This is a genomic window from Bdellovibrio bacteriovorus HD100 (genome assembly GCF_000196175.1).
Lineage (GTDB): Bacteria > Bdellovibrionota > Bdellovibrionia > Bdellovibrionales > Bdellovibrionaceae > Bdellovibrio > Bdellovibrio bacteriovorus.
Window position 1 is genome coordinate 1,501,375 of record NC_005363.1, and the last position, 24,763, is coordinate 1,526,137.

The 24,763-nt window shown below is 50.6% G+C and carries 23 protein-coding genes; 3 read left to right on the forward strand and 20 right to left on the reverse strand.

Going from position 1 to position 24,763, the window contains the following annotated elements:
- Nucleotides 1-8: 8 nt before the first annotated feature.
- The 13 genes from BD_RS07150 to pilM all read right to left on the reverse strand — a co-directional run bounded on the left by BD_RS07150 (nt 9) and on the right by pilM (nt 14,442).
- Nucleotides 9-1,286, reverse strand: a complete 1,278-nt coding sequence (locus tag BD_RS07150; RefSeq protein ID WP_011164053.1) for a lysine N(6)-hydroxylase/L-ornithine N(5)-oxygenase family protein — start codon at nt 1,284-1,286, stop codon at nt 9-11.
- Nucleotides 1,283-3,031, reverse strand: a complete 1,749-nt coding sequence (locus BD_RS07155; protein ID WP_011164054.1) for an IucA/IucC family protein — start codon at nt 3,029-3,031, stop codon at nt 1,283-1,285. The genes BD_RS07150 and BD_RS07155 overlap by 4 nt, the downstream gene beginning before the upstream one ends.
- The gene (locus BD_RS07160) at nt 3,028-4,008 is read right to left on the reverse strand and encodes a GNAT family N-acetyltransferase (protein WP_011164055.1); all 981 of its coding nucleotides are present in this window, start codon (nt 4,006-4,008) and stop codon (nt 3,028-3,030) included. The genes BD_RS07155 and BD_RS07160 overlap by 4 nt, the downstream gene beginning before the upstream one ends.
- Entirely contained in the window at nt 4,005-5,756 is a 1,752-nt protein-coding gene (locus BD_RS07165; protein ID WP_011164056.1) for an IucA/IucC family protein, read from the reverse strand. The genes BD_RS07160 and BD_RS07165 overlap by 4 nt, the downstream gene beginning before the upstream one ends.
- Nucleotides 5,749-6,936, reverse strand: a complete 1,188-nt coding sequence (locus BD_RS07170) for an MFS transporter (RefSeq protein WP_011164057.1) — start codon at nt 6,934-6,936, stop codon at nt 5,749-5,751. Before BD_RS07170 ends, BD_RS07165 begins: the two co-directional genes overlap by 8 nt.
- Nucleotides 6,933-8,237, reverse strand: coding sequence for a PepSY-associated TM helix domain-containing protein (locus tag BD_RS07175; protein WP_011164058.1), 1,305 nt, complete (start codon nt 8,235-8,237; stop codon nt 6,933-6,935). The genes BD_RS07170 and BD_RS07175 overlap by 4 nt, the downstream gene beginning before the upstream one ends.
- A 199-nt stretch (nt 8,238-8,436) precedes the next feature.
- Nucleotides 8,437-8,937 (reverse strand): hypothetical protein, encoded by a 501-nt coding sequence (locus BD_RS07180; RefSeq protein WP_011164059.1) that lies wholly within the window; start codon nt 8,935-8,937, stop codon nt 8,437-8,439.
- A gap of 145 nt (nt 8,938-9,082) precedes the next feature.
- On the reverse strand, nt 9,083-9,994 hold the full coding sequence (locus BD_RS07185; protein ID WP_011164060.1) for an outer membrane beta-barrel protein: 912 nt from the start codon (nt 9,992-9,994) through the stop codon (nt 9,083-9,085).
- Nucleotides 9,995-10,004: 10 nt separating this feature from the next.
- Nucleotides 10,005-10,394, reverse strand: a complete 390-nt coding sequence (locus tag BD_RS07190; protein ID WP_011164061.1) for a hypothetical protein — start codon at nt 10,392-10,394, stop codon at nt 10,005-10,007.
- A 126-nt stretch (nt 10,395-10,520) separates the two neighbouring features.
- The gene (locus BD_RS07195; protein ID WP_011164062.1) at nt 10,521-10,952 is read right to left on the reverse strand and encodes a single-stranded DNA-binding protein; all 432 of its coding nucleotides are present in this window, start codon (nt 10,950-10,952) and stop codon (nt 10,521-10,523) included.
- 165 nt (nt 10,953-11,117) lie between these two features.
- Nucleotides 11,118-12,083, reverse strand: coding sequence for a type II secretion system protein GspN (gene gspN, locus BD_RS07200; RefSeq protein WP_011164063.1), 966 nt, complete (start codon nt 12,081-12,083; stop codon nt 11,118-11,120).
- A complete protein-coding gene (locus tag BD_RS07205) occupies nt 12,083-12,778 on the reverse strand; it encodes a hypothetical protein (RefSeq protein WP_011164064.1) in 696 nt (231 codons plus the stop codon). Before BD_RS07205 ends, gspN begins: the two co-directional genes overlap by 1 nt.
- Nucleotides 12,775-14,442, reverse strand: coding sequence for a pilus assembly protein PilM (gene pilM / locus BD_RS07210; RefSeq protein ID WP_157865667.1), 1,668 nt, complete (start codon nt 14,440-14,442; stop codon nt 12,775-12,777). The genes BD_RS07205 and pilM overlap by 4 nt, the downstream gene beginning before the upstream one ends.
- Before the next feature lie 1,082 nt (nt 14,443-15,524).
- Here pilM and BD_RS18320 point away from each other — a divergent pair.
- A complete protein-coding gene (locus BD_RS18320) occupies nt 15,525-16,145 on the forward strand; it encodes a hypothetical protein (RefSeq protein WP_231839310.1) in 621 nt (206 codons plus the stop codon).
- Nucleotides 16,146-16,205: 60 nt separating this feature from the next.
- Here the strand turns inward: BD_RS18320 and BD_RS07220 are convergent, their stop codons facing one another.
- Genes BD_RS07220 through gspG form a run of 5 tightly spaced genes read right to left on the reverse strand, consistent with a single transcriptional unit; the run spans nt 16,206 to nt 19,839 of the window.
- Nucleotides 16,206-17,513, reverse strand: a complete 1,308-nt coding sequence (locus BD_RS07220) for a type II secretion system minor pseudopilin (RefSeq protein ID WP_231839311.1) — start codon at nt 17,511-17,513, stop codon at nt 16,206-16,208.
- Entirely contained in the window at nt 17,461-18,342 is an 882-nt protein-coding gene (locus BD_RS07225) for a type II secretion system protein GspJ (protein WP_041583511.1), read from the reverse strand. Before BD_RS07225 ends, BD_RS07220 begins: the two co-directional genes overlap by 53 nt.
- Nucleotides 18,342-18,842: a type II secretion system protein gene (locus BD_RS07230; RefSeq protein ID WP_011164069.1), complete on the reverse strand. Its 501-nt coding sequence runs from the start codon at nt 18,840-18,842 to the stop codon at nt 18,342-18,344. Before BD_RS07230 ends, BD_RS07225 begins: the two co-directional genes overlap by 1 nt.
- Nucleotides 18,839-19,423, reverse strand: coding sequence for a pilus assembly FimT family protein (locus BD_RS07235; RefSeq protein WP_011164070.1), 585 nt, complete (start codon nt 19,421-19,423; stop codon nt 18,839-18,841). Before BD_RS07235 ends, BD_RS07230 begins: the two co-directional genes overlap by 4 nt.
- Before the next feature lie 5 nt (nt 19,424-19,428).
- Nucleotides 19,429-19,839 (reverse strand): type II secretion system major pseudopilin GspG, encoded by a 411-nt coding sequence (gene gspG / locus BD_RS07240; protein WP_011164071.1) that lies wholly within the window; start codon nt 19,837-19,839, stop codon nt 19,429-19,431.
- Between the two features lie 422 nt (nt 19,840-20,261).
- Between gspG and BD_RS07245 the strand changes: the two genes are divergently transcribed.
- Nucleotides 20,262-21,326 carry a hypothetical protein gene (locus BD_RS07245; RefSeq protein ID WP_231839312.1) on the forward strand — a complete coding sequence of 355 codons (1,065 nt, stop codon included), beginning with the start codon at nt 20,262-20,264 and terminating at the stop codon, nt 21,324-21,326.
- Nucleotides 21,323-21,748 carry a hypothetical protein gene (locus BD_RS07250; RefSeq protein ID WP_011164074.1) on the forward strand — a complete coding sequence of 142 codons (426 nt, stop codon included), beginning with the start codon at nt 21,323-21,325 and terminating at the stop codon, nt 21,746-21,748. The genes BD_RS07245 and BD_RS07250 overlap by 4 nt, the downstream gene beginning before the upstream one ends.
- Nucleotides 21,749-21,798: 50 nt before the next feature.
- On the opposite strand, the gene gspF is transcribed toward BD_RS07250, so the two are convergent.
- A complete protein-coding gene (gspF, locus tag BD_RS07255; protein ID WP_011164075.1) occupies nt 21,799-23,016 on the reverse strand; it encodes a type II secretion system inner membrane protein GspF in 1,218 nt (405 codons plus the stop codon).
- Nucleotides 23,017-23,096: 80 nt separating this feature from the next.
- Complete coding sequence (gene gspE / locus BD_RS07260; RefSeq protein ID WP_231839313.1) at nt 23,097-24,701, reverse strand: type II secretion system ATPase GspE; 1,605 nt, start codon at nt 24,699-24,701, stop codon at nt 23,097-23,099.
- Nucleotides 24,702-24,763: the final 62 nt, after the last annotated feature.

Genomic DNA, 24,763 nt, shown 5'->3' on the forward strand with positions numbered 1-24,763 from the left:
GGTTCTCACTAGATGTAGGTAATAAAGTTAGGCACAGCCTTGTCGATCGGGAAGATGCTCTTTTTTGTCAGGTTGTTGATGATGCGGGCCGAACGCCATGCCATCAGACTGGTCTGCGGTTCCGAGATCCCGTGACCATGACGGCTGAAGTTCAACGCAAAGATTTTGTTGTTCTCTGAACCGTTCCAGGAAACCTGGAAGTCCTGATTCATCTGGAAACGGCCATTTTCATCGAAATTGATCATCGGGCGCAAAGGCTCAATCAAAGACGGGATGTTCACGCGGAAGCCCGTACTTAGCACCACGGTGTCAGCCGTCGTGGTTTCGCTCTGGTTGCTAAAGCCATTGTGGATGTGCATTTTGTAGCGATCACCGATTTTCACCATTTCAGTCACACGACGGTACGGCAGAATTTCAATCTGACGTTTGTCGCCCCAAACGTGTTTTAGCTGGTAAAGATCGCGGTACAGGGTTTCCAGATATTCCGGAGTGTTTCCGTCGCTGGCCAGTTTTTGATATTTTACGATAGGATCTTTTTGATCCTGATCCAGCTGCAGGAACTCTTTCACGTAAGACGGTGTGAAGTATTCGTTCACGAACGGAGAGTTGTCCAGCGGCTCCAGATTCTGGCGGCTGGCAATCAGCTTCAGACTTTTCGGATGACCCCATTTGCCCTGCAGGCAGTTGCGGAAGATTTCAAGACCGGTCTGACCACCGCCGACCACGACAACGTCTTTGTTGGTGGCATCAAGCAGCTTCAGATAGCTGGACTTGGCGTGGAAGACTTCCGGACCTTCCAGGGCCTGTGCAAACTCTGGCAGGTGCGGGACAAGGCCCGTACCAATACAGATATTCTGCGCGGTGAAGATTTCACCATTGATGGTCAGGATGAATTTGCTGCCGTCGTAGGTGACAGATTCAATGTCGCTGTCAAAGCTCAGGTATTCAGGCAGATTCTGGCTGACCCACTGGCAGTACATTTCAAATTCACGACGGGTGATGGTCTGCCGTCCTGTGTTCAGGAACGCATAGAACAAACCCTTTTGAACCAGGAAGTTCATGAAGCTGAATGGGTTCGTCGGATCTGCCGCCGTGACCAGATCCTTCATGTAAGAAGTCTGCATTTCAGAATCCGCGAACATGATTTCAGAATGCCAGTCAAAGCGGTGTTTGCGATCAAAGAAGCGGAATTTCACATCCGGAGTCTTGCTTAGCAAAGCTGCCAGACTCAGGTTGAACAAACCAATGCCGATACCGATCAGATCATAGTGTTTGTTGTCGCTCATGCGCGCCCCTTTTTAAGGGCCAGGGCCACGGGGTTTTTCAGATCCTCACCCAGGATTGGCAGTGGGCGCTCGGCAGAATCTGCATAGCCGATTTTGAAACGGACTTTGTTCACCAATACGCGGTGGAAGGTGTCCTGAAGAAGGTCGATTTTGCCAAAATAGTTCAAAGCTTTGATCTCCGGATTTTCCGCCAGATAAGACTCAAGAGTCCTACCCAAAACGGCATAGAATTCAATCTCGGGATATTTATCGCATTCTTGCAAAGTTTCGGAGATAAAACGTAACACCGTTACTAAATGACCAGTCAAAAGATCATGAATCAGATAATGTCTCGGTAATCGGGTTAAATCGAAGCCGGAAAGGGAGCTGGAGTCATCACTCAGGCGCAAATCCCCCTGAAAATCTTTCAAGAAGACCCCGGAGGGTGTGGAGTTTTTCAGACGGATGACCACGTTCTGCCCATGGGCCACCAGGCCGATCCCGTAACGGGCCTGCAGGTGGTAAAGCGGGATAAAGACTTTTTCAAAGTACCGCGCAAGCCAGGAACCAAGATCCAGACCGGAGGCTTTCGCGTAAGCACCCAACAGCGAATGCCCCTTGGCATCGCGATGGAAAAGGCTTCCGGCGATAATGGCCGTTTCGCCTTCAGCAAGGTGGCAGTCTGAACTTTGGCGCCACAAAACACCCAATAACTCATTGTAGCGGTAAGGGGCCTGGGCAATCTGGTTGTACAAGCCGTGGCTGACGGACAGACCGGCTTTTTCTTCAAGCACTGTCACGCCTGACAGGACTTCATCCTTCTGGCAAAGTTCGCTCAGAGCGGTGCTGAGCGCCGGGCCTTGCTTCATGTACTTGCCCGGGATCCCGCGAATGGCCGAAGTGTTCAGGATCGTGATTGGCAGCTTGATGTCGAGTTTTCCCGGGCGGGTGATGTTGCTGAACGTGCGCAGGCTGATCTGCGGCAGGTACTGGTCACCAAAGGCTCCCAGGAAGTGAATGTGGCCACAGGCCAAATCCGTTCCGTATTGAATTTTGATATAGCGTTCCCACTGCCACGGATGAACCGGGACAAAGTGGTGATCGGACTTTGAGATGTTTTTAGCAGCCAGCTCTTTTTCAAAAGCTGTTTTGTCCGAAAGACACTCGTTCAATACATCGTCCCAGGAAAGACGGGCATCCAATCCCTCCAGGGTTTGAGTCTTGCGAACAGCCAGCCAGTAAAACTGAACGGGCTTGGCGTTTTCAGGTCCGTAAAGATCTTGATCTGCTGCACTCCAGCCGATACGGCCTTTATTCAGCAAGATTTTCGGATGCCCCTTCAAAAAGGTCTGAACCTTTTCCCCGCTGAAGGCAGTCATTTCTTCAGCAGTTACCTGACGATTCAGTTCCAGCACGCGCAAGTCCGCATACAGGGTGTTGTGCATCTCTTCCAAAAAATTGGCTAGGATGATGTCATCCATGCCGGTTTCTTTCTGGCAGTCGATAAAGAACTGTCCGGCACTTTCCGCGGTAACGCCGTTGCGGGTGATTGACGCCGGATCCACCTTCAGATCCGTCCAAAGGCCACGCCAGGCATTGAATTTATAAACGGTCTGATTTGCCAGCGTCAGTTCATAAGGGCCGACGACGGATTCATCCCGCGTGGTTGTGGCCACGGGGTTGATCACCTGTTCATAGGTGAGCTCCTGCAGACTTTTTGCGATCATCTGCAGATTGATGTTTTTCCAGTCGGCCAAAGAACTCATAGGTAGCGTCCCCCGAAGAAGGCTTCACGACGGCACTCCAGCAGCGCCGCACGTTTGTGAGGGAAGTCGAATTCTTTCAGTTTCTTCCACGCGGTGAAAGTTTCCAGGTACTTCAGGACGTTGACATTGTCCGAACGAGGCTCTGCCATGATTTTACGCGTGCGGGGTTCTTCCAGGAACAGGTAATGGCACACGGATTTCAAGATGGCGTCGGTGTTGGCAAAGCCCAGCACGCTGACATCCCCAATCAGGAAGTGGAAGCCACGGTCAAAGGCCTCTGAATCATAGTATGGACCCAGGCGGTCTTCTTTGGTCCAGTACATTTCAAAGTAACCCACCGGCACTCCGTCAAATTCCAGAATGGTCGGGAATTGGTGGCCGTCCTTCAGACCTTTTGCAAGGTAATCACGCAGTTCTTCTTTGGGTTTGTCCAGTTCCCAGAATTTCAGTACACGCGGCTGGTTGTGCCACTCGTGGAAGATATCCAGGTCTTTTTCGATATGCGCCACACGGAAAGTCAAAACTTTGCCGTCGCTCAAAGTGCGGCGGTAAAGGATCTGACCTTCTTGAATTGCGGGGCGCACCGGGTGAGCGACGTCTTTGGTCGTTGTCCATTTTTCCGGAGTCCATGTGTTCAAACCGTTGTGAACCCAAAGTGGACGAAGCTGGAAGAAATCATCACGATTCACAACCAACGGAGACGTATTGGCACCCACCAGGGCCTGAATTTCAGGGTGCGCGTCAGTGACAGTCACAGACTGCAAAGATTTGTTGGAGTTAAACAGAGCTTCCAGCATCGCCAGAATTTCAACAGCAGAGACGGCGCCGTTGGTGTTCAGGGTGGTGCTTTCGCCATCGACAGAAACTTTGAAAGGGACTTGAACTTTGTCCGTTTTCAGAAGGCCCGTTGTGCCTTCGATGTGCACGTTAAAAGCCTGACCAGTGGCGCAAACGTAAGTGGAGAATTGGATGTTCATGACAGGGCTCCAGAGAAAGAGATTGGGTTGTCGATCAAATTGTAAATAGCCAATGGGTTGGCCACAGTGTTTTCATTCAGACTTTGCAGGCTGCAGATGAAGTTGCCTTTTTGCCAGATGCGCGCATCGCGGGTCACGTAATCCAAAAAGCTTGTGTCCGGCAGATTCGGTTTATACAGGCCTTTGATGAACTCGTTCATATCCTGAATCAGCAGGGCTTCGCTGGCTCCTTCTGGATGCGACAGGGCTGCCAGAATATTCCAGGTTGAATTCACCAGCAGATAGTAGGCAAAAAGAATATTGCCTTTGTTATCCAGAATGTTGCCGTTATCACGGGTCAGACTTGCCACGTCATTGTGATAAAGACTGTAGCCTTGTTCGCTGTAACCCGTTCCCTGGCAATCACGGAAATAGGCCTTCACCGGCAGATTTTCAGAAATACGCAAAATCATGTTCTGCTGGTGCGCGCCCAGCAAAATGCCGTATTCACTTTGAGCCGTGATAAACGGCTGCAACGCCACCTGCATATAGTGCTTAAACCATTCGCGGCTGGCGTCTTTCAGATTTTTACCGGATGATTTCGCAAGCTTCTGCACCTGTTTCCAGATCAAGGTGTCGCCACCCAGGGGATTGTCCTGGGCCAGTGTGGAAACCACGATGTTTTCTTCACCTGGGACTTCGGTTTGGAACGGATTTTCCCGGCAGACCACGATGCTTTCGTTGATGACTTTCCCATCGATGGTTTTCAACGCGGCAAAAGCAGGTTCAAAGACCACTTCAAACTGCGGGTTGTCCTGCAGGAACTTTTTCCCGACGGTGGTCGCCATCACGTCATACACTTGCAGACCGCGCACAACTTCCACGTCAGTCAGGTGACGGATGGAATTGGTCAGTCGCACGGTCAAAGAAAACTTCAGCATATACGGGCTGTGGGCCCCGTAAATTGAGCGCAAGGAAGACGTTGGATGCCAGATTTTGGTTGATACCACGCCGCCGTCCACAATCAGACCTTTTTCGAGATAGGACTGGATCGAAGCGTTTTTCAAAAGATGCTGGCGCTGCCATGGGTGAACGGGGAATGCGACAAAGCCTTCCGGAATGCTGCCGGATCCTTCAGCCTGGAACAGGTGATCGGTCCAGTTCTTGGTGGCAAAGGCTGCCGCAGTTTGCACATGCAGGACTTCAGGTTTTACAAAGAACCAGTGCAAGGGGAAGCGTCCGCCCATTTCCGGAGAATAAATTTCAAAATCACGATCATCAAATCCCTCACGCATTTTGGGATACGGGTGAAAGTTGTGACCGACCATCAGGCCTTGTTCCGCCTCGATGAAGCTGACTTTGCCGGAATAGATGTGTTCAATGTCCTTTTCGCGAGCTTTCAGGGAAAGCTCCATATTGTGCAGGCTGTTTTCAAGGCGGCCCATGAACAGATCTTTTTTGCCAAGATCCTGTTCCCAGTGTTTGCACAGGAACGTCAGAAGCTCATTTGCGGCCTGGTTGAAATCAACGGATTGCAAAGCCGAGCCGTGGCGCAAATAGAAAGTGCCGGTGTATTCGTGGCGTCCCAGCAGGGACTTTTTGCTCAGGGGAATCAGCACTTCCTGGCCATTTTTAAGGTCCACAGAAATGACGTCAGTCTTTTCCGGAGTGGTTCCTGCTTCAAAAGTAAAATTTTGATATTCCCTGAACAGGGAATTCATAAAGCAAGAGACCGTGTGTTTCAGGGCCAGTTCTTTGAAATTATGCATAGACCGCCTCGCGACGTCTGTAAAGAAGGGCAATGTTCAATGCCATGACAACAACGAGCGCCGTCATCACACTTTCAATGCCGAAAAGATCCAATTTAAAAGTCAAAGCGGCCAGGCCCCCGCCAAAGGTGTAACCCAGTGTATTGGCGGCAGCCGCAAGCCCGGCACGACGGCCAAACTGCAGTTCAGGGCCGCGTGTCGCCATCAAGGCCATATAGCAAGGTGGAATCAGGGAAAGCCCCACTGACAAAAGAACAATCGCCAGCCAAAGCTGCGCCCAGCCGCCCAGATCACCCAGGATCAGGCTTGCGCCCAGCAGGGTGGCCACGCCTACGATCATGGCACCTTGCCACGGATTTTTGAAAAGAACTTTACCCAGAGCTTGAGTGAGCACAGCCAAAATTGCGCTGACCAAAAGCAGTTTTGCCATCAAGACGCTGGAATCGACCGAAGTCAGGTCGAAGGATTTTTTCAGGATGGAAGCCAATGAGAAATTCAAAATGCCGACAAAGCTTGTGAACAAGATCGCCAGTGAAAAGATGTCAGAAATGTGGCGCAGGGCGGACTTCCATTCCAAGATCGAAATGCGCTCGGTCTGTGTCGCCTTCGGAGCTTCCGACTGTGTGATGCCAAACAGGTTCAAGCCCAATACCACGAGCGCCCACACAACCGTGCTTTGCAAAATCAAAAGCATGTTGGAACCGCCCCCCAAAAGCAGATACAGCGGCCCCAATGCACGGCCCACATTCAGACTCATGGAGTTGGACAGCATGGACTTCAATGGCGTCTGTTCCGGGTGCTGATCAATTTGCAGGGCTTGGGATACTGGAACGATTGCAGCGGCCGTCAGGCCATAAAGCAGGCGGCTTCCCCACACGGCTAGTTCATTCATCCAATAAGTTCCCGGCGCCATCAATACCGCAGTCAGAATCCCGGTGGAAAGAAAAAGTCCCAGCATACCGACAGAAAGAACTTTCATGCGGCCCCAGCTGTCACTGCGGGATGCCCAGAAAGGGCTGGACCACAGGAACAGAAAACTTCCCACGCTGAAACTCAGCACCACGGATGACAAACTCAAAGTCGCTTTTTCCGCAATGAACGGAATCAGCGTGAAGGTCATCATCTGGATGGCACTGAAAGTGGTGGTGTTTAAATGTCCCAGGGCGCTCAGCTTCTTCATTGAGCTCCCTTTTTCAGCCACGCGACCACGAAGTAAACGACGATGTACACCGGCACGATCAGAGCCGCGACAAACAGGGTGTTCAGGGCCCCTTGAACCAGGAAGCTGCCGATCACGGCGGTTGTTGAAAAGACGGACAGGATCACCGGCACGGTGTAGATCTTTTTAAACAAAGCACCTTTCCAAGGCTGTATGGAAGTGGCTTTGGCAGCAGGGGCAGGAGCTTTTTTACGGCGACGGTTCCACCAGATGTAAATTCCTGAAACTGGCATCACCAGTGACGCCACAGACAGAATCACCCACAATATTTTCAGGAACAATCCGCCATAGTTTCCGAAATGCAGAGGTTCTGACAGCATGGCGACTTTCAGATACCATGGAAGCTCACGCACCTCCGTCAGTTCTCCCGTAACGCCATCAATGATAACCAGGTCCACAAGACGTTCGGTCATCGGTGTGTTTCCATGCATCAGGACCATGAAGTGGCCCGGAGGCGAGAACTGCGTGTCCGGAAACACCATGAAATCAAAAGTGGATTCTGGCAAAGCCTTCTGCGCAGACGCGATCACCTTGTCCAAAGGCGCCAGCGGGGCCTGGGGAGCTGTGGGATACTGCACATTCAGTTTTTGCAGTTCACTGTATTGAAAGACTTTGATCAGAGTGGAAGAGAACCCAAGGAACGAACCAGTCACGCCGATCATCAAACTCCAGGCAAAGGCGGTCATGCCGATAAAGCGGTGCAGGTCTCCCATGGTGGCGCGGGTGGAGCCTTTGCGAACTTCGCCAAAGTTCGTCTTGCGCGAAAAGTTGCCGTAAATGAAGAAGCCTGAAATCAGCGTAAAGGCGTAAAGCACGCCGATCAGGCCGACATAGATTTTGCCGTTGGAGCCCAGCAGGAACTCACGATGCAGGCGCAGGATGAAATCCATAACCCCGTCGGTTTTCTTTGGTGCCGAGACCTCTTCGCCCGTGTGAACGTTGAAATACACGCGGTGCGATTCACGGAAAAGTTTTGAACCCTTCGTGCCCATGCGAAGTTGCGCGACATTGTGATCAACTTCTTCGATGTTGAAGGACTGGGGGCGGTCCTCCGGGTATTTCTGCAGAATTTTTTCTATATGGGTGTCCATGGCCGGAATGACTTCGGCATGGTGCTCTTCCTGATGGCTGTCATGACCTTCGATCTCGTCCTTCAGGATCAAAATGGTTCCGGTCAGGATCAAAACAAACAGGTGCACGGCCACGAAAATGCCCACATATATGTGGAATTTATAGAGAATTTTAAAAAGCCGTCCGGTCACGATATGTTCCTGCGAATAAGAGTCATTTAGCGTTGGTTGGTTTTAATATGGGGCGCTAGAGGGGGCAAGTTCTCAGAGTGGATGTAAGCGTATTGAGAAAATAAGAGAGGGTCTTTGTGAGGGGGGCTTAGAAATAAAAACCCCCATCAGTTTAGTGATGGGGGTTTTTTGAAAGAAATCGGTCAAATTGGCAGTAAAATTACTTCACACGGCCAGTAACTTGGATGTGGATACCCACTTTGTCGGAATCACACAGGTCCGCGGCGTCAGAAACTGGAACGTAAACAGCCACACGGCCGTGAAGGTATTTGTAGTCGTTTTTAGCCAGCAATTGATCCAGGTAGGCTTTGCCTTCAGAGCAGTCAGAAGTGCCGGAAGTCGCGTAAGCTTTGGATTGAGTCAAAGATACCGTCCAAAGAGCGTTGTCTGCCAACATCAAAGTGCTGTAGTTGCAAGTGGAGTCACCTTCAGTGTAAGTCGCCTTCAGAAGGATGTTGTCCAAAGAGTAGTCTGCAGAAGCCGTTGTGAAGATGATGTTGCGGGAAGAAATATCAACCGGAGTTGCTGTCTGAGTGTTGCCATCGTCACAAACGTAAGCTGTGAATTTTGCCAACCATCTTTCGCCGTCAAGAACCAGGTCTTGGTTTGCTTGGGCAGAGAATGGAAGAACCAATAGAAGTGCCAGTGCAAATTTTTTCATGTTTTCTCCTAGATTGAGGTTTTAATGAACTGGCGTGATTTCTAAAATCAAAGAGGGCAGGGGTCAACTTTTGAAATCTAATGAGAATCTATTGATAAACGCGATTATCAAATGAGAATTACAGTGTCCGAATTAAAATGTGATTTTACAAATTCCAAGCCCATCCGGCTTTGATCACAATCATGCTGGCTTTCACAGTGTCGGAAGCCGGGAACATATTGTATTCGATGCTGACGGGAATGTAGTTTTTACGATCCATCTGCCAGTCCAAACCGCCGCCGAAAGTGAAGACCTGATTGGTGGAGATTTCTGATTCATTCAGTGCGGTGGAAGACTTGGAAAGTGCCAGCAGGTAACCCATGCCACCACCCAGCCACACGCGGTACTTGTCTTGAATCGGATACCATTTCAAAAGGCCATACAAAGACAGATAGGTGATTTTGGCGTCACAAGTGGTGCTGCTGTTGCAAGCGGCTTCGGTTGTGCTGCCTGTGACGTTGAACTGCTCCATCGCCGCATAACCACGGCCCACCAGGCTGTTGTTCAGGGCATAGTCATAAAAGCCGCCGAAACCAAATCCTGTGCCGGACATGCTGGCAGAAGCTTTCTGGCTGATGCCGAAGCTGTCACGATAGGTGATGTCCGCATCCATGGAGTTCATCAGATAGCCGCCCAAAACGCCCCAGGAGTCCTTCAGGACACGCAAATAGCCGGTGGCATTGGTTTGTCTAGGAGCAGCCTCTTCAGGCGTTTCTGGAGGGGCGTCAGCAGACATGGCAGACGGAGCTTTGGCTTGCAAAGTAAAACCATCTGCAGCTTTGCCACGAACGATTTCGCCCAGGGCCTTGTTGCCTTTGACTTGTTTGATGCGAATGATGGCCGAGCGCTTTTGTGTGGACGGGTTGATCAGGTAGAACTCTTCACCCACCTCGGTGGCATCGCCATCCAGGTTGATCAGAACTTTTTGCCCTTTGACTGCAGAAACCGATGCGGCAAGGCCTGTGGAGGAAAAACAAAGCAGAAGACTCAAAGCGCACAGCTGGTTTTTGAAATTCACTCGGGGGCCTCTATTCCAGTGTCATCAGGTTGTTTTCAAGTTCACGGATGAATTGATCTTTGTACAGAGTCCAGATGGTCTCATTGGCGAATTGATAGATGCAGGACTGAGTGGCCTTTTCGCTTTTTTGCAAAGCTTTGACTTCGACCACTTCGCCACGGAGCGTGCGCCAGATTTCCAGATCGGTTTCAGAGATGACAAGTTCGTAGGTGTGAGAGGGGAATTCCTCGTTGAACCAGGTTTCAAGTTTGCCCTCTTTTTTACAGCTGATCAGCTGAAAAGAGGCGGCGGCCACTTTGTCCGGAGCTTCGGATTCAAACTGCTTACGACCCTCCGAGCGGTAGATTGTACAACCGCTGAGCAAAACCACAAAAAGGGAGGAAAGTATGAAACTTTTCATAGCCCTTTAATTATAAGAACTTAAAAGGCAAAAAAAAAGCCCCGAATTACTTCAGGGCTTTAGGCTTAATTTAATGCTGCTTCAGCTTACGCGTCTCCGACGCTCCAGCTCTGCCGGCTGCCGCCGTTAGAATGGAATTTCATCGTTAGAGTTGAAGCTAGGCTCCGGACCGAAATCTTGGAAGTTGAAATCGTCGTTACCCATAGAGTTGCCAGAGGACTTTTCGCCACCAGCTGCACCCAGGAACTGAACTGTGGAAGCCACGATTTCAGTCGTGTAGCGTTTTTGACCTTGTTGGTCTTCCCACTGACGAGTTTGCAATTTGCCTTCTACGTAAACCTGACGGCCTTTGGAAAGGTGTTTGCCGCAGATCTCAGCCAATTTGCCCCATACAGTGATACGGTGCCATTCAGTGCGCTCTTGGCGTTGACCGTCTTTTACCCATGACTCACTTGTAGCCAGGTTCAAACGCGCCACAGTGCTGCCACTGCCGATCGCTTTAACTTCAGGATCAGCGCCCAAACGGCCTACAAGGATAACTTTATTTACTCCGGACATATTCCCTCCAAATATTAATTAACCAGTTCGTTTTTTGTCAGAACCGGATTGAAGTCAATAAGGACTTCGCTCTTGATTTGTATTGTGAAGAGGGTGAGCAATATTTAGGCAGAGCCCCGCATCAAGTTAATTTAAGCGGGGCTGGCAGGGGGGCTAAAAGTCGGACTAACGCACAGCGCCGATGCTTGGCGGCATCATAGGGTTGCTGGCGGAAACCTTGAATTTGTACTGAGAACCTTCCGAAGTCGGAGTTTTGTAACCATCGATGAACGTCAAAAACAAAGCCGCACGCTCTTGGAAGCTGCGTTTTGTTTTTAAATCCACTTCGATGTTATAGGCGCCGATCTGATGACCGAAAGAGTTTCCACGATTCACAATCGTCAGGCCGATCTTGCCCTTGATAGTGCCGTAAAGCTCATCACCCGGTTTACCAATGGTGCCGGTTTCAATCACGAACTGTCCGGCGGCTAGGCGGCCCTTCAGTTCCACCGTGCTCAGTTTCAGATCCGGCAACGTCAACGGCCCCATCGGGGTGTTCACGTTGGAAGGCGGAAGTTCAAACTGATTGATGGAAAGATTCATCTCGATATCAGGTTGCTCTTGGAATGTCAGATCAGCCAGTGCCGTGGATTCCAGATTCAGCTGACCTTTCAGTAGAATCGGTAAGTTCGCCATTTCGCGCAGGTCATGCAGGGAAATCTTTTTTGCGCTGACTTCGATCTTGTGGCGTTCGGCGCCGTTTTCGGTTTTGCTGCCTTTGCCAACATGAACATCGACGTCACCTTTCAACAAACCCTTTGCAGACACATGGCCGTAAGGTTTTTGCTGAATCAGACCACGAACAGACGGGGTGATCACCAGCTCGGTCGCCGAAATCGCCGGAGTTCTGATGGATTCAATATAGACTTGATCCATCTTCACGCCCGGTTGCGGGAACAGGCTCATTTTCAGTTTTTCAAACTGCACATAGACTGAATTATTGGACAGACGGGATACCTGGGAAGAAATCAAATCACTCAGGTCATCAAACGGGAACAGCATAAAAGCAAACACCAGGGCGGAAACCACCATGACAAAGATTTTGCCTTTGCTTTCGCGGATCAATTTCAGCAACTGACGAAACTGCTCCATTATTCGTCTCCGCTGTCATTGTTGTTGTTGCGTTTGAAGCGGTTGCCGCGGGAAGGAGGCTCTGGAGCTTCCGGTGCCGGAGCAGCAGGGACGGCCAGGGCCACCAGCTTGTAAACCACGTCAAAATAGCGGTTGTCCTCGCGGTTGGCGGTCATCACCATGTCTTTCATTTTCACGCTGGGGTTGATGCTCTGAAACTGATAACCCAGATCCAGCACCTGACGGATGTTCAATTTTGCAAGGCTGACCTGCAAAAGACCTTCCGTCAGATTTTTAGGAACCAGATTGGAATTATTCTCCTGAACCTCGGTGCCTTTGATTTGTTCCGGCAAAAGATTCGCCGCTTTGATTTGATTGTCGATATTGTTGCGAATCATGTCCATGCTTGGCGCCTGAGGAATCTGCGGCACATCCGAGGATTCACGGCTGACCTTCAGCAATTCACGAATGGTCATGCGTTTGCTTTCAAATTCGCCGACGTACTCAGTGGACTGAGTGTACTTGCCATAGGGAACGGAAAGAATGATCAAAGAAACCAGCGCCACGCCACCCACCAAAGTGAGCTTTTGCATGGCAGGGGTCATGTTTTCATAGCGGTCGCGCAGTTGGTTGTAAGCACCACTTTCCTGGATGCGTTCCCAGGTTACGCGGGCGTCGCTGACAAGTTTTTCTTTTAAATCGTCAAAACTGCTCATCTTGTCACCTTCTCAACATTGCGATCGACATTGAAGCTGAATGAAAAAGCGGTGCGGCCGGGCAGAGCACCCAAAGTGCTTTGGCCGCTTTTCACCTGACCATCCGTGGAAACATTGGTCAGCGCTTGCTGCAACAGACTCATTTCGCGCGGGGAGTTCACATACCCTTGCAAAGTCACCTGTGCGTCCTGAATCGCCATCTGGTGAATGTCCAAAGTGATCGAGGACTTTGGCGGAGCCGCATCGTTGATCTTTTTGGCGATATCCAGGGCGGAATTCATGTTGGCCACGCTCGCCAGAGTTTTTAGGTCAGCGGCGCGTTTTTTATTGTCGCGGATGTACTTGCGAATGCCGTTTTCAGAAGCGGCACGGCCTTTCAGGCCGGCCACAGTCTTGGCCTGGGACTTCAGCACTTCCTGAGTGCGGTCCGCAAGACTTAAAGCGAAGCTTTCACGCAAAGAAGAGTACACAAACAAAACCACCAAAGCCGCCGTCGCCACTTTGATTGTCGAGCCCCATTTTTCCCAGAACATTTTCAGCTGGTGATTTTCTTTGGCGAACTCACCGCGCAGGAAGTTCAAAGGTGGGTTTCTTGGTTTTTTGAAGCCTTCAATCGCCAGACCCAAAGCCACACCGCAAACAGCACCGTGATAGGCCGAGCGTTCGAAATTCACATTCGGGATCTGATCCAGAACAGACACGCGGTTCACCGGCACTTCCAGAACTTGCGTCAGGAACGGGCCTAGATTCTGAATTTGGGAAACGCCGCCGGTCAGGTGGATGCTGTTGATTTGGGCGTTGAATTCACTCTTCAGTTCCAGAATGGCCAGCTGCAGGTCCCGCGCCATTTCGCGCACACATTTGGCGATCGTGTCCGAGAACGTGACTTGATCAAAAGTGGCACCTTGTTTGTTGGTCAGGATGAACGCTTTGGTCTGAAGTTCCTTGATCGCTTCGATGTACGGAATTTCGTATTTCTTGGCGATGGCGTCAGCGATATTTTTGCCACCCCAAAGGATCGAGCCCACCTGAATCAGAGAGCTGCCTTCAAATGCGCACACCAAAGTGCGGCTGTGACCAATATTCAGAGTGATGGTGATTTGACGAACGGGTCTGACTTCTTCATTCAGATTCAGAGCCGGAGCTGCCAACGCGGGTGGGGCCTCATTCCAGCGTTCGAACACGTTCGCAAAGGAAGTGCCCTCGGAAGAAATGATGAACGGATCCATGTTGGAATCCTGCGCGCGTTGAATCAGGTTCTGCACGTGAATTTTTGGAGCTGCACACGCCAGAACTTCCGCTCCGGAACCTACCGTGCGAATGATTTTGGCGTCAAAGATGGCATTGTCAGATGAAAATGGCAGATCTTCTTCAAGCTCAAAGGCCAGAGATTTTGAGATCTTGATGCGGTCATTGAACGGGAAGAATTTGTTTCGCATCGCCACACGATTTTGTGGCAATGCAAAGTTAAACCGCGTTTGTGCCGGGTCATAAAGACTGGAGAGGTCACGCAAATACTCAAGGATTTCAAGCTCCTGATCAGCGCCTGGAGAAATTCCGAGTGGATGCTCCATGAACTGAGTTACTTGAAAGCCCTTTGAAGTGGACTGCACTTCAACAACCTTGATGCTGCTGGATCCGATGTCAATGCCGAGAGATTTCAAAGCAATTCCTCCATGAACTGGCTTTGGTCTAAGTTTATGCGACGTTTGGCTCTGTGTATAGCTATTATTGTCGCCACGCCATCCGGGCTCAGTCGGTGCCACAGCTTCGCTGTGGTTCGCGCATCCATGCGCCACCGAAGGGCGACAATAATAGCTATACACAGAGCCAATGGCATAAAAGACCTGCATCTTGGCGCGGGGGATGTAGGCTGTTCCCCTTTGGGGAAGGCGCGTTTTTTGGGGAGGGGCGGAGGTTGGAGGAGTGGGCTGGATTTTGGTCGAGGCGATGGCGGTGGAGTAACGCAATTCGCCGCCGTAGCGAGGGCGGATTGCGTTAATTGGTTGAGTTGTGGGGGTGTTCAGATATTAGACGGTCCTTGGAAATTTTGCTGGTTTCTTCGATGTAATCATACAGAAACGTATTTAGTGATAGAAACGCGGATCAAATTCAATTTTTTGAGGTTTTCATGCGTTCTTTTGGCGTTTTTGTGTTGGTCTGTCTGGTTTCGCTTAATTCACATGCTTTGTTTGGGATTGGGAAGAAGAAGAAAGCTACTCCTGTTTCAGAGTATTCAAAAGGACATACGATTAAAACAACTGACGGGTGCAGCTTGAATTTGTCAGATCTTTATATCAACCCTAAAAACAAACATTCTTGGAGCGGAGCCTGCCCTGGCGGTTATGCGGAGGGGATTGGCTGGGTATCTGTTCAAGCGAATGGAATTTCATATAAAGCCTTTGCAGTTCAAATGCAGCGTGGATGGGTTCTGCCGGGGAGCTACTGGTATATTTCCGGTCAAACAGATTTCTACCAAAGCACACTTGGGGCTCATGATTGTAAAGATAGAAAGAGCAATATGCAGCAATGTGCTCGGATTGAGTCGTTCGTGGCTGCGAACCCTCCTTATGAGCAAATTCTGACTTCTGATGGGTGTAAACTTCAGCAACCTAGCTTGCTGGTCCATGGATCGCAGGTGACCTGGAGTGGGAAGTGTGAGAATGGCTTGGCCGAAGGGTATGGATATGTAAGGCACCCTTCTAGGGATGGGAACAATGTCATTATTGGAAAATCAGCCTATTTGTTGCGTTATCATCAAGGCAAGAGAGTTGTCGGCAGTTACTATCAGTGGGACTCTGAGCTCAATGGATCCAAAAACTCGTTCATCTTCAAGATTGATCACGTTCTAACTCCTATGCATATTGAAACATTAAAGCCCTGCGCGTCCATCAAGCCTTGTAAAGAGTTGATGGCGGCGAAGGCTTTGGGTGGGAAGAATCCTGAAGGAATGGCTCCGGTGTCGGACTTCATGCCTCCCGTTACTAATACTCGTGGGGGTGGGGATCGTCCTCCGACATTTGATCCCAATCCTCGTCCGAATCCGGGTGTTCCGGCGCAGCCTCCGGTGAATGGTGGGAATGGTTCTTCTGCTGGTGGCGGATATGGTAGCGGCAAGTACAAAGCTCCGAAAGTGGCTTGTGATGACTATGCTTTGGGTCTAGAAATGGACAAACACTCTGCAACTATTAATGAGGGCGTTGGGATCTGTGACAATGCCAAGGCGACGGCAAAACTTTATGAGTTCTATGCCAACTTGCTAGAGGCGAGTTGCCCGTACAAAACTGCTGAAGTGGCACAGGTGCGTGAGGCTGTCGAATCTGCCAAACAAACAATTCGTGGCAGTTGCACAGACTATAATTACTAATTAAGAAAATCTTAGGTTCTAAAAACTAAAAACCCCGGTACATCGCCGGGGTTTCTTTTTTTATCTTTCGTTCCAGTACACAACTCGTGGGGGGCCTTTCGGGATCTGAGTGGCGTTGGCGTTGTTGCCCCCGGCACCAGCACCGCTTCCTCCGGCGGCGCCGGATCCGGAACCACCAGAGCCAGAGGATCCGCCGCCTCCAGTGGTGTCGCCGCCCGCTGCGGCTTTTTTGTCTTTATCGACGTAGGATTTCACTTTGCTTGCGGTTTTTTGCAGGTCCATTACCACCGCAACAATTTCGCGTGTGGCGCCGGCGAATTCACCAGTGCTGCGGATCTTGAAGTTCATCACGCTGTCGCAGATCAAGGGCACGTCTTCAGGATTTCCTTCGATGCGCACGCCTTTGCCTTGAACAAACTGCCAGAAGTCGCTGCTGCCGCCGCCTTGATCACACTTAAATGGACCGCCTTCTTCTTCGGAATCGCGGCGTTTGATGATCTCGGTCACCACTTCATCGGTCATCGCCGGGTCCAGGGACTTTAGAACTTCGCGGGTCGCAATGTTCGGGTTGATCCCTTTCATGCCATAGATGGTGACCCGCGGGGCCATCAAGTCATAGAAATCATCGTTCATGCCCGGGACCATGTGCAGTTCGGCAACAGAGCGGAACGGGCGGTTGGGTGGATAGTAATCGCTTTGCGAAGCCTGGTTCAGCTCTGCATAGTTGGCGCGTTTGTCGCCGCCGTTTAAAGAGGCAGATTTCGGGCTCATCCAGTCGGCGATGTTGTTCACCAGCTCGTCAAATCGGACGTTGCTGTATTCACGCTGGAAGTTTTCATCTTCCTTCATTTTTTGTGTAAAGATCGTGACCAGTTGTTTTTTCGTCAGCTCTTGCAGCGATTTTGACGGGGAGGCCAAGTCATTGATATCGATCTTGGACCCTTCATCCTCGATCGTCACAATGTAGCTTGTGTCCATGGACGAATCCGCGACAGCTTTTTTGAAGGCATCCTTGTCGATGGCACTGAGTTCATCCGGCACCGGCAGGGGCCATGCAAACGGGAACTGCCAGATTTGATCCAGCATCTTGGTGTCACCCAGTTTGTCGCCCAATTTGCTTTGGGCCTGTTGGTAAATCTTAATACGCAGCAGGCTCAGCTGCATGCCGGACTTCGCGGCATAGTAAGCCTTCACGCGGTTTAAACCCTGTGAATTCACCAGGTATTCAACGTTGGAATCGTAAGACACTTCCATCGCAATCCACATCATCAGCATGATACAGGCAATCGCGATCATCAGCGCGATGCCCCGGGCATTATTGATTGGGCGCTTGAGTTCGCGGCCAAGAGCTTTGATTGCCTTGAGCATTTGCACCCTCCTCTGAATTGTTGGGGAAGTGAATAGGGACGATCAGTTGCATTGAATACTTTTTGCTTTTGCCGGCGGTTTTCTTTTCCACGGTCAAAGAGATCTCAACCGCTTGCGGGAACTTTCCTTTGGTCGCCGCATCGCCTTGAGCATCTGTGCGCCAGTCGTTGGCCCAATCCTGTTTGCCTTTACCCATATAGCGCAGTTTGAATTCGCTGACGTTTTCAAGCAATGCGACCTCGTCGCCACCTTTGGTGACATCCAGATCCACATACGGAGAGCTTCGGCGCCATAGGCACTTGGAGCTGCCGCCGCCTTCGCGCAACGATTTACAATCGCGCAGGGCATAGCCGACTTCGATAAAGTCCGCCTGCTTGGTGTTTCTGACGGTGCGGGCATTGTTCATGGTCACAAAATTGATGGACTCGTTGTTGCCTACGAAGTGAGTCTCGGGATCGCGACGGGGAACTTCTCGTTGCTCAGGTTGTTCCGGTGGGTCGTTCGTGATTGGGCCGGCGCCTCCGCCTGGGAATCCGCTGCCAGAGCCGTCAGAATTTCCACCGGCACCACCGGCGCCCGTGTTTTTCTTCTTCATCAGCTGCTCAAGTTCTTTTTCAACGTCGCGATAGTGGTAAGCCAGATTGATGTCTCTTTCCAGCAGGCGCAAACCATCACGCATGCGGGACACATCATCGATCTGATCTTGCAGTTTGACCTTGGCTTTCACAGCCTGCTGAATGGCCTGCGCCGTCAGCATCGTGAGTGTCCCCAGGATGGTGATCGTGATCATAAGCTCAATCATGGTAAAGCCGCGGTTGTGTTTCATCATCACATCCCCGGCATCGAAGGCAGTGGCAGTTCCTTGTCATAGTCGACAAAGTACTGAGTGGCAGAAAACTCCAAAGGTTTTTTGGCACCTTTATAGATCACAGTCACTTTGACTTCTTTCACGGACTTGGAAAGATGCTCCGTCAAAGTCTTCATCACGGTCAAAGCCATTTCATCGGCACCACCAGCCTGGGCGGTGAGGGTCGCTGAAATATCCGGGACTTCAAATTCTTTGGAGGTCATTTTCCAGGTGTATTGCGGGTACTCAGAACCAAAGTCGTCTTCGGTTTCTTCCGGGATGGAGTCCAGAGGCTTTCCGGCGTACTCCATTTCGACTTCGACCATTTTTCGTTCAAGCAAAGCGGTGACTTCGGTGGACAGTTGGGTCTTGCGGACACGCATGAAAGAACCGCTCCAGGAATTTGCCAAAAGCATAATTCCTGAGGACAGGATCACCATCGCCATGATGGTTTCAATCAATGTGAATCCGTTTTTTTTCACCGCTGGACTTCCTTTAACGAAGAAGCTTTCTCAATGATATCAGCTTGACCCGTTAAAGGATTAAAAACAAGAGTCCAAGTTAAATTATTTCCATTCGTGATCTGCACAGCAGAGGCTTCCACAAAGCCCTCTGGGAAGAAATGGATGTAGGCCACCCCGGAAGTCATAGGGGATTTCATATTCACAGTCTCCACCGAGGCAAAACGCAGGCCCTCGGGAAGCTCTTTTTCTTTTTTCAGCAGGGACTTGTCCATCTGAAACAGTGGCGGAGGAGCGCCCTCTTCATCCCGGTCTTTTTCTTTTTCCGCAGCTTCAGGATCCACAGCTTGGGGGCCACTGGCGCGTTCCAGCCAATACTTTTCCTCTCCCGGTTCCATGCTGATGGCCAGGCGGTAAGTGGAGTTGGTCAAACGGGCTTTGTTGCGGATTTCTTTGGAAAGAACGATGAAGTTGCGGGCGACGGACTTGATGTTGCCGTCTTTTTTGAGAAGTCGGGGGGCTCCCACTGTGATCAGGGCGGCCATAATGGCCAGCACGATCATGATCTCAATGAGAGTGAAACCCCGCTGATTACCAGGCATCTGAATTAGTTCAGATCATCCAGTGTGATGTCTTTGTCAAAGCCAGAACCACCTTCGCGGCCGTCTTTACCCAAAGATTTCAAAGAGTATTCGCCACCTTCCAGTTCGTAAACCAGATCGTGACCGAATGGATCTTGAAGTTTCTTGGTGTAGTAAGGCTGAGGACCCCAGTTAGAGCAGTTTGGATCAGCAGTTGTCAGGCCTTCCAAAGTCTGAGGATATTTACCGCAATCCGTGTAGTACATGGAAAGGGCATTCACGATTTGTGTCAGTTGGATCTTAGCCTCTTTGGCTTTGGATTTATCCAATTGTCCCGTGATGTTAGGAAGAAGAAGAGCTGCGATACCACCGATGATGGCAAGGACGATCATGATTTCAATCAGAGTCATACCCTTGCGGTTTTTGAGAAGAGACATACTTACTCCTTTTTACAGACATTGAGGATAACAAAACCTAGCCCAAAATCAAAGGACAGAGCGGCAGCCGGACTAATGTCACATAATAATTCTTCGCTTGGGATTTCGGTTTTGCGACGCCTGAAGAGGAGACTGAGGCCTGCGTCTCGCCTTCGGACAGTCCTCGCTCGTGTTGGCTTTTTCTGTTTCGCCTTGTTGGGTGGCTCGGCTGCGGAACTCGGCGTGACTCAGGCCTCAGTCTCCTCTTCAGGCTCGAATTGGATATCACAGTGAGATTGTATGGGACATTGGTCGGGACTGCCTTTGCTGGGTTGTGAAGGTGTGTGGATGGTTTGGGGTGGGGAGTTTATGGGTTACTTTAGGTTTTTGGTTGGACGTTTGTCTGTCTTATTTTGAGTGAGGGAACTGCCGATAAGTTTGGGATGAGAAGTGTTTTTGGTGTCGTGTTCTTGTTTTTGATGCAGGCGCAGGCTTTTGAAATTTCGAAGCAATCGGGCAAGCTTATTTTGTCGGGGGCGTGTGAAGAAGGGAAAAGTATTTACTCTTCTTTGGCGCGGTGGAGCACGAATGCTAAGACGGGGAAGACTTGTGATCCTGTGGCTGTGGCTGGGGAGTCCGGTGGTTCCTGTAATTTGGATATCACGGATTGTGTGCCCGAACATGTGGTCAAATATCATGGGGCCAGGCCGGAAGTGGATGGGCCAAACTGTTGGAATCTGTCTTTGGTGATGAGTAAAATTTTGCCAGCCATGCGTTATTCTACGCCGGAAGAAATGAATTTTTATATGCGTCCGCCTCTTTGCCGCGCTTTAAAAGACGGTGAAAAGAAAGAGCCGGGGGATGTCGGTGCCATTCGTCAGATCGCGGGTTTTAATAAGACCGAGGAATATCACGGGTTCATCTATATCGATGAAAAAATCGCCTACTCTAAAAACGGTTTTAGCAACATGGCGCCTTATGAATTGCAGACATTGGATAAGGTTTACAGGACCTACGAAGTCCCGGATAAACCGGGATGTCGCCAAAATGTGATCAACTCCAAGAGCTCCCAGTGTGGTCAGGCGGTGGCCTTCTATCGCTGTGATTCCATGGATGAATACTTGGAAAAAAACAAAAATGTTCCGGATCAGGTTCGTGAATCCTTTAAGAATATGGATGCGGCTGAAAACTGCGTGCAGGAAGCTCTGTTTAAAGGGGATACTTTAAGTGTTGAAGCCCGCAAGAACCTGCGTGATACAGGCCTTGCGCTTGTCGAGTACCTGCAAAGCGCGAAGAGCAAACCTGAAGTTGCCAAAATGAAAGCTGAAGAGCGTGACTTCCTTTTGGGAAGTCTGCAACTGCGTCTGGCGGCTCTGGGTGATCAATTGGAGTTCGTCGCGATGGAAAGGCAGGATGGCGAGGCCTTTAAAGCCTCCGGCGAATTGAAATACGTGGCCGAGATGTTACAGGCCTCGGCAAAGCAGCTGAAAAAAGGAGCTCGCAAATGAGGAATGCATTGTTGATGTTGTTGGCAGGATTTGTTTTGGCGGGCTGTGGCTCTGTGTGGAAGGGGCCCGAGGCGGCACCGGTGCGCAAGCCTGATAATGCCTTAGTGACTGGGCAGGAATTGAAAGCCTGGGGGCCTGTGAACCTACTGCAAGGACTGAAAAGCCATTGCTGCAATGGCGTGATGATCGAAAAGACGGCTGTGACATTCTGGGGCGAAGCCGAGATCGCGGAACTGCAAAAGTATGTGGATGACACAACTCCATCCGCTCCGGTGTATCGTCCGTCCAGCGCGGTGATGTGCCATGGACCAAAATACGTTTCTTCCGTGGGCCGCGAAGCCCGCCATCTGATCGAGGGGATTAAGAAGGGGACGTATCCAGTCTCGCAATGCTCCACCTACGATCTGCAATTCTCCGAATAAAAAAAGGAGCCTCAAGGGCTCCTTTTTTATTTCTACTTTTGCTCTAAATTCTATCCCGCAACGTTCGCCATTTCGAACATTGGGACCATGACGGCCATAACGATCATGCCGATCGCGGCACCCATGATAACGATGACGATCGGACCCATGATGCTGGTCAGGCCTTCCAATTTGGTTTTTACCTGGAAGTCATAGGCATCCGAAACCTGGCTTAGCATGTTTTCCAGCTCGCCGGTTTTTTCGCCGATGTTCACCATGTGGATCACGATAGGGGGGAACTGGCCGGATTTTTTCAATGGACCGGCAATAGATTCACCCTCAGAGATATTGCTACGGGCTTCATCAATCGCTTTGGCCAGAACGTGGTTGTCGACAACGTTTCTGACGATATCCATCGCCGCCAGCATCGGAACACCACCATTTAGAAGTGTCGCCAGGGTGCGGGTGAAGCGGGAAACCGCAACCATGCGAACCGTCGGGCCAATCAGCGGCAATTTCAAAGAAATCGCATCCCATTGGTTTTTGCCGGCCGGGGTGTTTCTCCAGTTGCGGAAGAGCAGATACACGATCAGCATGCTTCCCAAAATCAGATACCAATAGTTCACCGCAAACTGGGACGCATCAATCAAAGCCACTGTGTACCACGGAAGCTGCAACTGCGGAGCGGACTCAAACACGGTCACCATTTTTGGAATCAGGAAGATGAACAAGAAGCCCATCAAACCAAAGGTCACAACCAGCATGATCACCGGATAAGTCATCGCACTGCTGACTTTGGCGCGCAAATCGGCCTGAGCCTCGGTGAATTCTGCCAGACGCATCAAGATGACATCCAGGCTTCCTGACATTTCACCGGCTTCCACCATCGAAACATAGATCGTGGTGAAGACGTTCGGGTATTTCAGCATGGCTTTATGCAGGGTGGAACCTTCGTTGACCATGTTCTTACAGTCAGCCAAAGCTTCCGCCAGAGTCGGGTTTTCGACCTGTTCAGAAACGGCTGTCAGTGCATCCACCAATGGGATGTTGGCTTTGATCAATGTCGCCAGCTGACGGGTCATCAAAGAAAGGTCTTTCACGCCCACGTTTTTAGTGGCGCGGGGACCGGATTTCTTTTTTGGATCGATCTTCTTTTTGTCTTTAATGTCGATGACAAAGATATTGTCTTTTTTGAGCTTGGTGCGGGCCGCACGCTGGTTCTCAGCGTCGATGGTCCCTTTTACGTTTCTTCCGTCTTTCGACAGGCCTTTGTACTCAAAAATAGGCATTGTGGTTACCTTATAAGTCGTTTCTAAGCTGGTTCAGCTGCAGGGGCGAAGCCCCTGCGCTCTCCGCGGCTGCCGCCGCCCTAAATATCCAGCTGCGTATTGGAAGTCAGTTCTTCAATCGTCGTGATACCCGCAAGGACTTTTTGGATCCCGTGGTCACGGAAGGTCTTCATTCCGTTGGCAACTGCTTGTCTTTTAATTGTATTACCGTCTTTTCGCTGCATGATCAATGAACGGATGTCATCCGTTACGATCAGCAGTTCCCCGATATTGGTACGACCGGAGTAGCCTTTCTGCGAGCAGTGGTTGCAACCCATGGCTTTGCAGATGTTGGCTTTGTTAGCTTCTTCGCGAGTGATACCCAGAAGCTGAATTTCAAAATCCGTGGCTTCATGCGGAGCTTTGCAGTGAGGGCAAAGAACACGCACCAAACGCTGGGCGATAACACCTGTGATAGAGGTCGCAATCAGGAATGGCTCCACCCCGAAGTCGATCAGACGGGGGAAGGCCCCGGCAGAGTCATTCGTATGCAGTGTGGATAGAACCAAGTGACCCGTCAAAGAAGCCTGGATCGCAAGTTCGGCGGTTTCCAAGTCACGAATCTCACCGACCATGATGATGTCAGGGTCTTGACGAAGGAAGGAACGAAGGCCGGCGGCGAAAGTCAGGCCGATCTTCGAGTTCACTTGCACCTGACCGATCCCGTGGATACGTTGCTCCACCGGATCTTCAACTGTCAGGATGTTCACGTCAGGCTGATTCAGCTTGGAAAGGGCCCCGTAAAGAGTCGTGGACTTACCAGAACCCGTTGGACCCGTGACCAGAAAGATCCCGTAAGAACGAGTCAGGATGTCTTCTTCCATGCGGGACAGGTTGTCTTGAGAGAAGCCCAAGGCCGCCAGTTCGCGCACCACAGAGGATCTGTCCTGAATACGCATAACCAGACGCTCACCGAACGTGGTCGGGACGCAAGACAGACGGATATCGATATCTTTACCACCGACTTTCAAAGGAATACGACCGTCCTGAGGCAAACGCTTTTCGGCGATGTTCAGGTTGGCCATAACTTTGATACGGGACGTGATGGCGTTTTGCAGCTTTTTAGGTGGTTTGAACACGTCGAACAAAATACCGTCCGTACGGAAGCGCACGGCCATGTCTTTTTCATAAGGTTCGATGTGGATATCAGACGCTTTTTCTTTCACCGCACGGAACAGAAGGCTGTTCACCATCTTGATCACCGGAGCGTCATCTTCGCCGGCCTCAAGCAAATCCACGATAGGATCATCTAAATCGTAATCTTCTTCGGCGATTTCATCCAAACCGGAAAGATTCGCGGTGCTTTTTTCGTAAACTTTATTGATCGCATCCTGAACACGGCTGGAAGTGGTGATCAAAGGGCGCACGCGCTTTCCGAACAGCACCTTCATGTCATCCAGGGCTTTAAGATTCACCGGATTGCTGGTCAGAACAATCAGCAGGTCCGCATCTTCCTTGTAGGGAAGGACATTGTGCTGTTTTGCGTAGTTGATCGGAAGGTCACGGATCAAGTCGACGGCGATCTCGCTGACCGGGATGTCGCGGATAAAATCCAAGCCCAGTTCTTTGCACAGATCGGAGACCACTTCATCCGCCGTGGAAAATTCCTTCGCAGCCAAAGCCTCGCCCACGGTGACGGGTCTCACCACCGAAGGGTTGTTTAACACAGAACGGATTTGGTCCTGTGTTAAAGAGGTTGATTTGGCAA

What these genes read in the sequence shown, in the direction of transcription:
- BD_RS07150 (WP_011164053.1), bottom strand. Translation starts at nt 1,286, where the DNA reads ATGAGCGACAACAAACACTATGATCTGATCGGTATCGGCATTGGTTTG.
- BD_RS07155 (WP_011164054.1), bottom strand. Translation starts at nt 3,031, where the DNA reads ATGAGTTCTTTGGCCGACTGGAAAAACATCAATCTGCAGATGATCGCA.
- BD_RS07160 (WP_011164055.1), bottom strand. Translation starts at nt 4,008, where the DNA reads ATGAACATCCAATTCTCCACTTACGTTTGCGCCACTGGTCAGGCTTTT.
- BD_RS07165 (WP_011164056.1), bottom strand. Translation starts at nt 5,756, where the DNA reads ATGCATAATTTCAAAGAACTGGCCCTGAAACACACGGTCTCTTGCTTT.
- BD_RS07170 (WP_011164057.1), bottom strand. Translation starts at nt 6,936, where the DNA reads ATGAAGAAGCTGAGCGCCCTGGGACATTTAAACACCACCACTTTCAGT.
- BD_RS07180 (WP_011164059.1), bottom strand. Translation starts at nt 8,937, where the DNA reads ATGAAAAAATTTGCACTGGCACTTCTATTGGTTCTTCCATTCTCTGCC.
- BD_RS07190 (WP_011164061.1), bottom strand. Translation starts at nt 10,394, where the DNA reads ATGAAAAGTTTCATACTTTCCTCCCTTTTTGTGGTTTTGCTCAGCGGT.
- BD_RS07195 (WP_011164062.1), bottom strand. Translation starts at nt 10,952, where the DNA reads ATGTCCGGAGTAAATAAAGTTATCCTTGTAGGCCGTTTGGGCGCTGAT.
- gspN (WP_011164063.1), bottom strand. Translation starts at nt 12,083, where the DNA reads ATGGAGCAGTTTCGTCAGTTGCTGAAATTGATCCGCGAAAGCAAAGGC.
- BD_RS07205 (WP_011164064.1), bottom strand. Translation starts at nt 12,778, where the DNA reads ATGAGCAGTTTTGACGATTTAAAAGAAAAACTTGTCAGCGACGCCCGC.
- BD_RS07220 (WP_231839311.1), bottom strand. Translation starts at nt 17,513, where the DNA reads ATGCTCAAGGCAATCAAAGCTCTTGGCCGCGAACTCAAGCGCCCAATC.
- BD_RS07225 (WP_041583511.1), bottom strand. Translation starts at nt 18,342, where the DNA reads ATGATGAAACACAACCGCGGCTTTACCATGATTGAGCTTATGATCACG.
- BD_RS07235 (WP_011164070.1), bottom strand. Translation starts at nt 19,423, where the DNA reads ATGCCTGGTAATCAGCGGGGTTTCACTCTCATTGAGATCATGATCGTG.
- gspG (WP_011164071.1), bottom strand. Translation starts at nt 19,839, where the DNA reads ATGTCTCTTCTCAAAAACCGCAAGGGTATGACTCTGATTGAAATCATG.
- BD_RS07245 (WP_231839312.1), top strand. Translation starts at nt 20,262, where the DNA reads ATGAGAAGTGTTTTTGGTGTCGTGTTCTTGTTTTTGATGCAGGCGCAG.
- BD_RS07250 (WP_011164074.1), top strand. Translation starts at nt 21,323, where the DNA reads ATGAGGAATGCATTGTTGATGTTGTTGGCAGGATTTGTTTTGGCGGGC.
- gspF (WP_011164075.1), bottom strand. Translation starts at nt 23,016, where the DNA reads ATGCCTATTTTTGAGTACAAAGGCCTGTCGAAAGACGGAAGAAACGTA.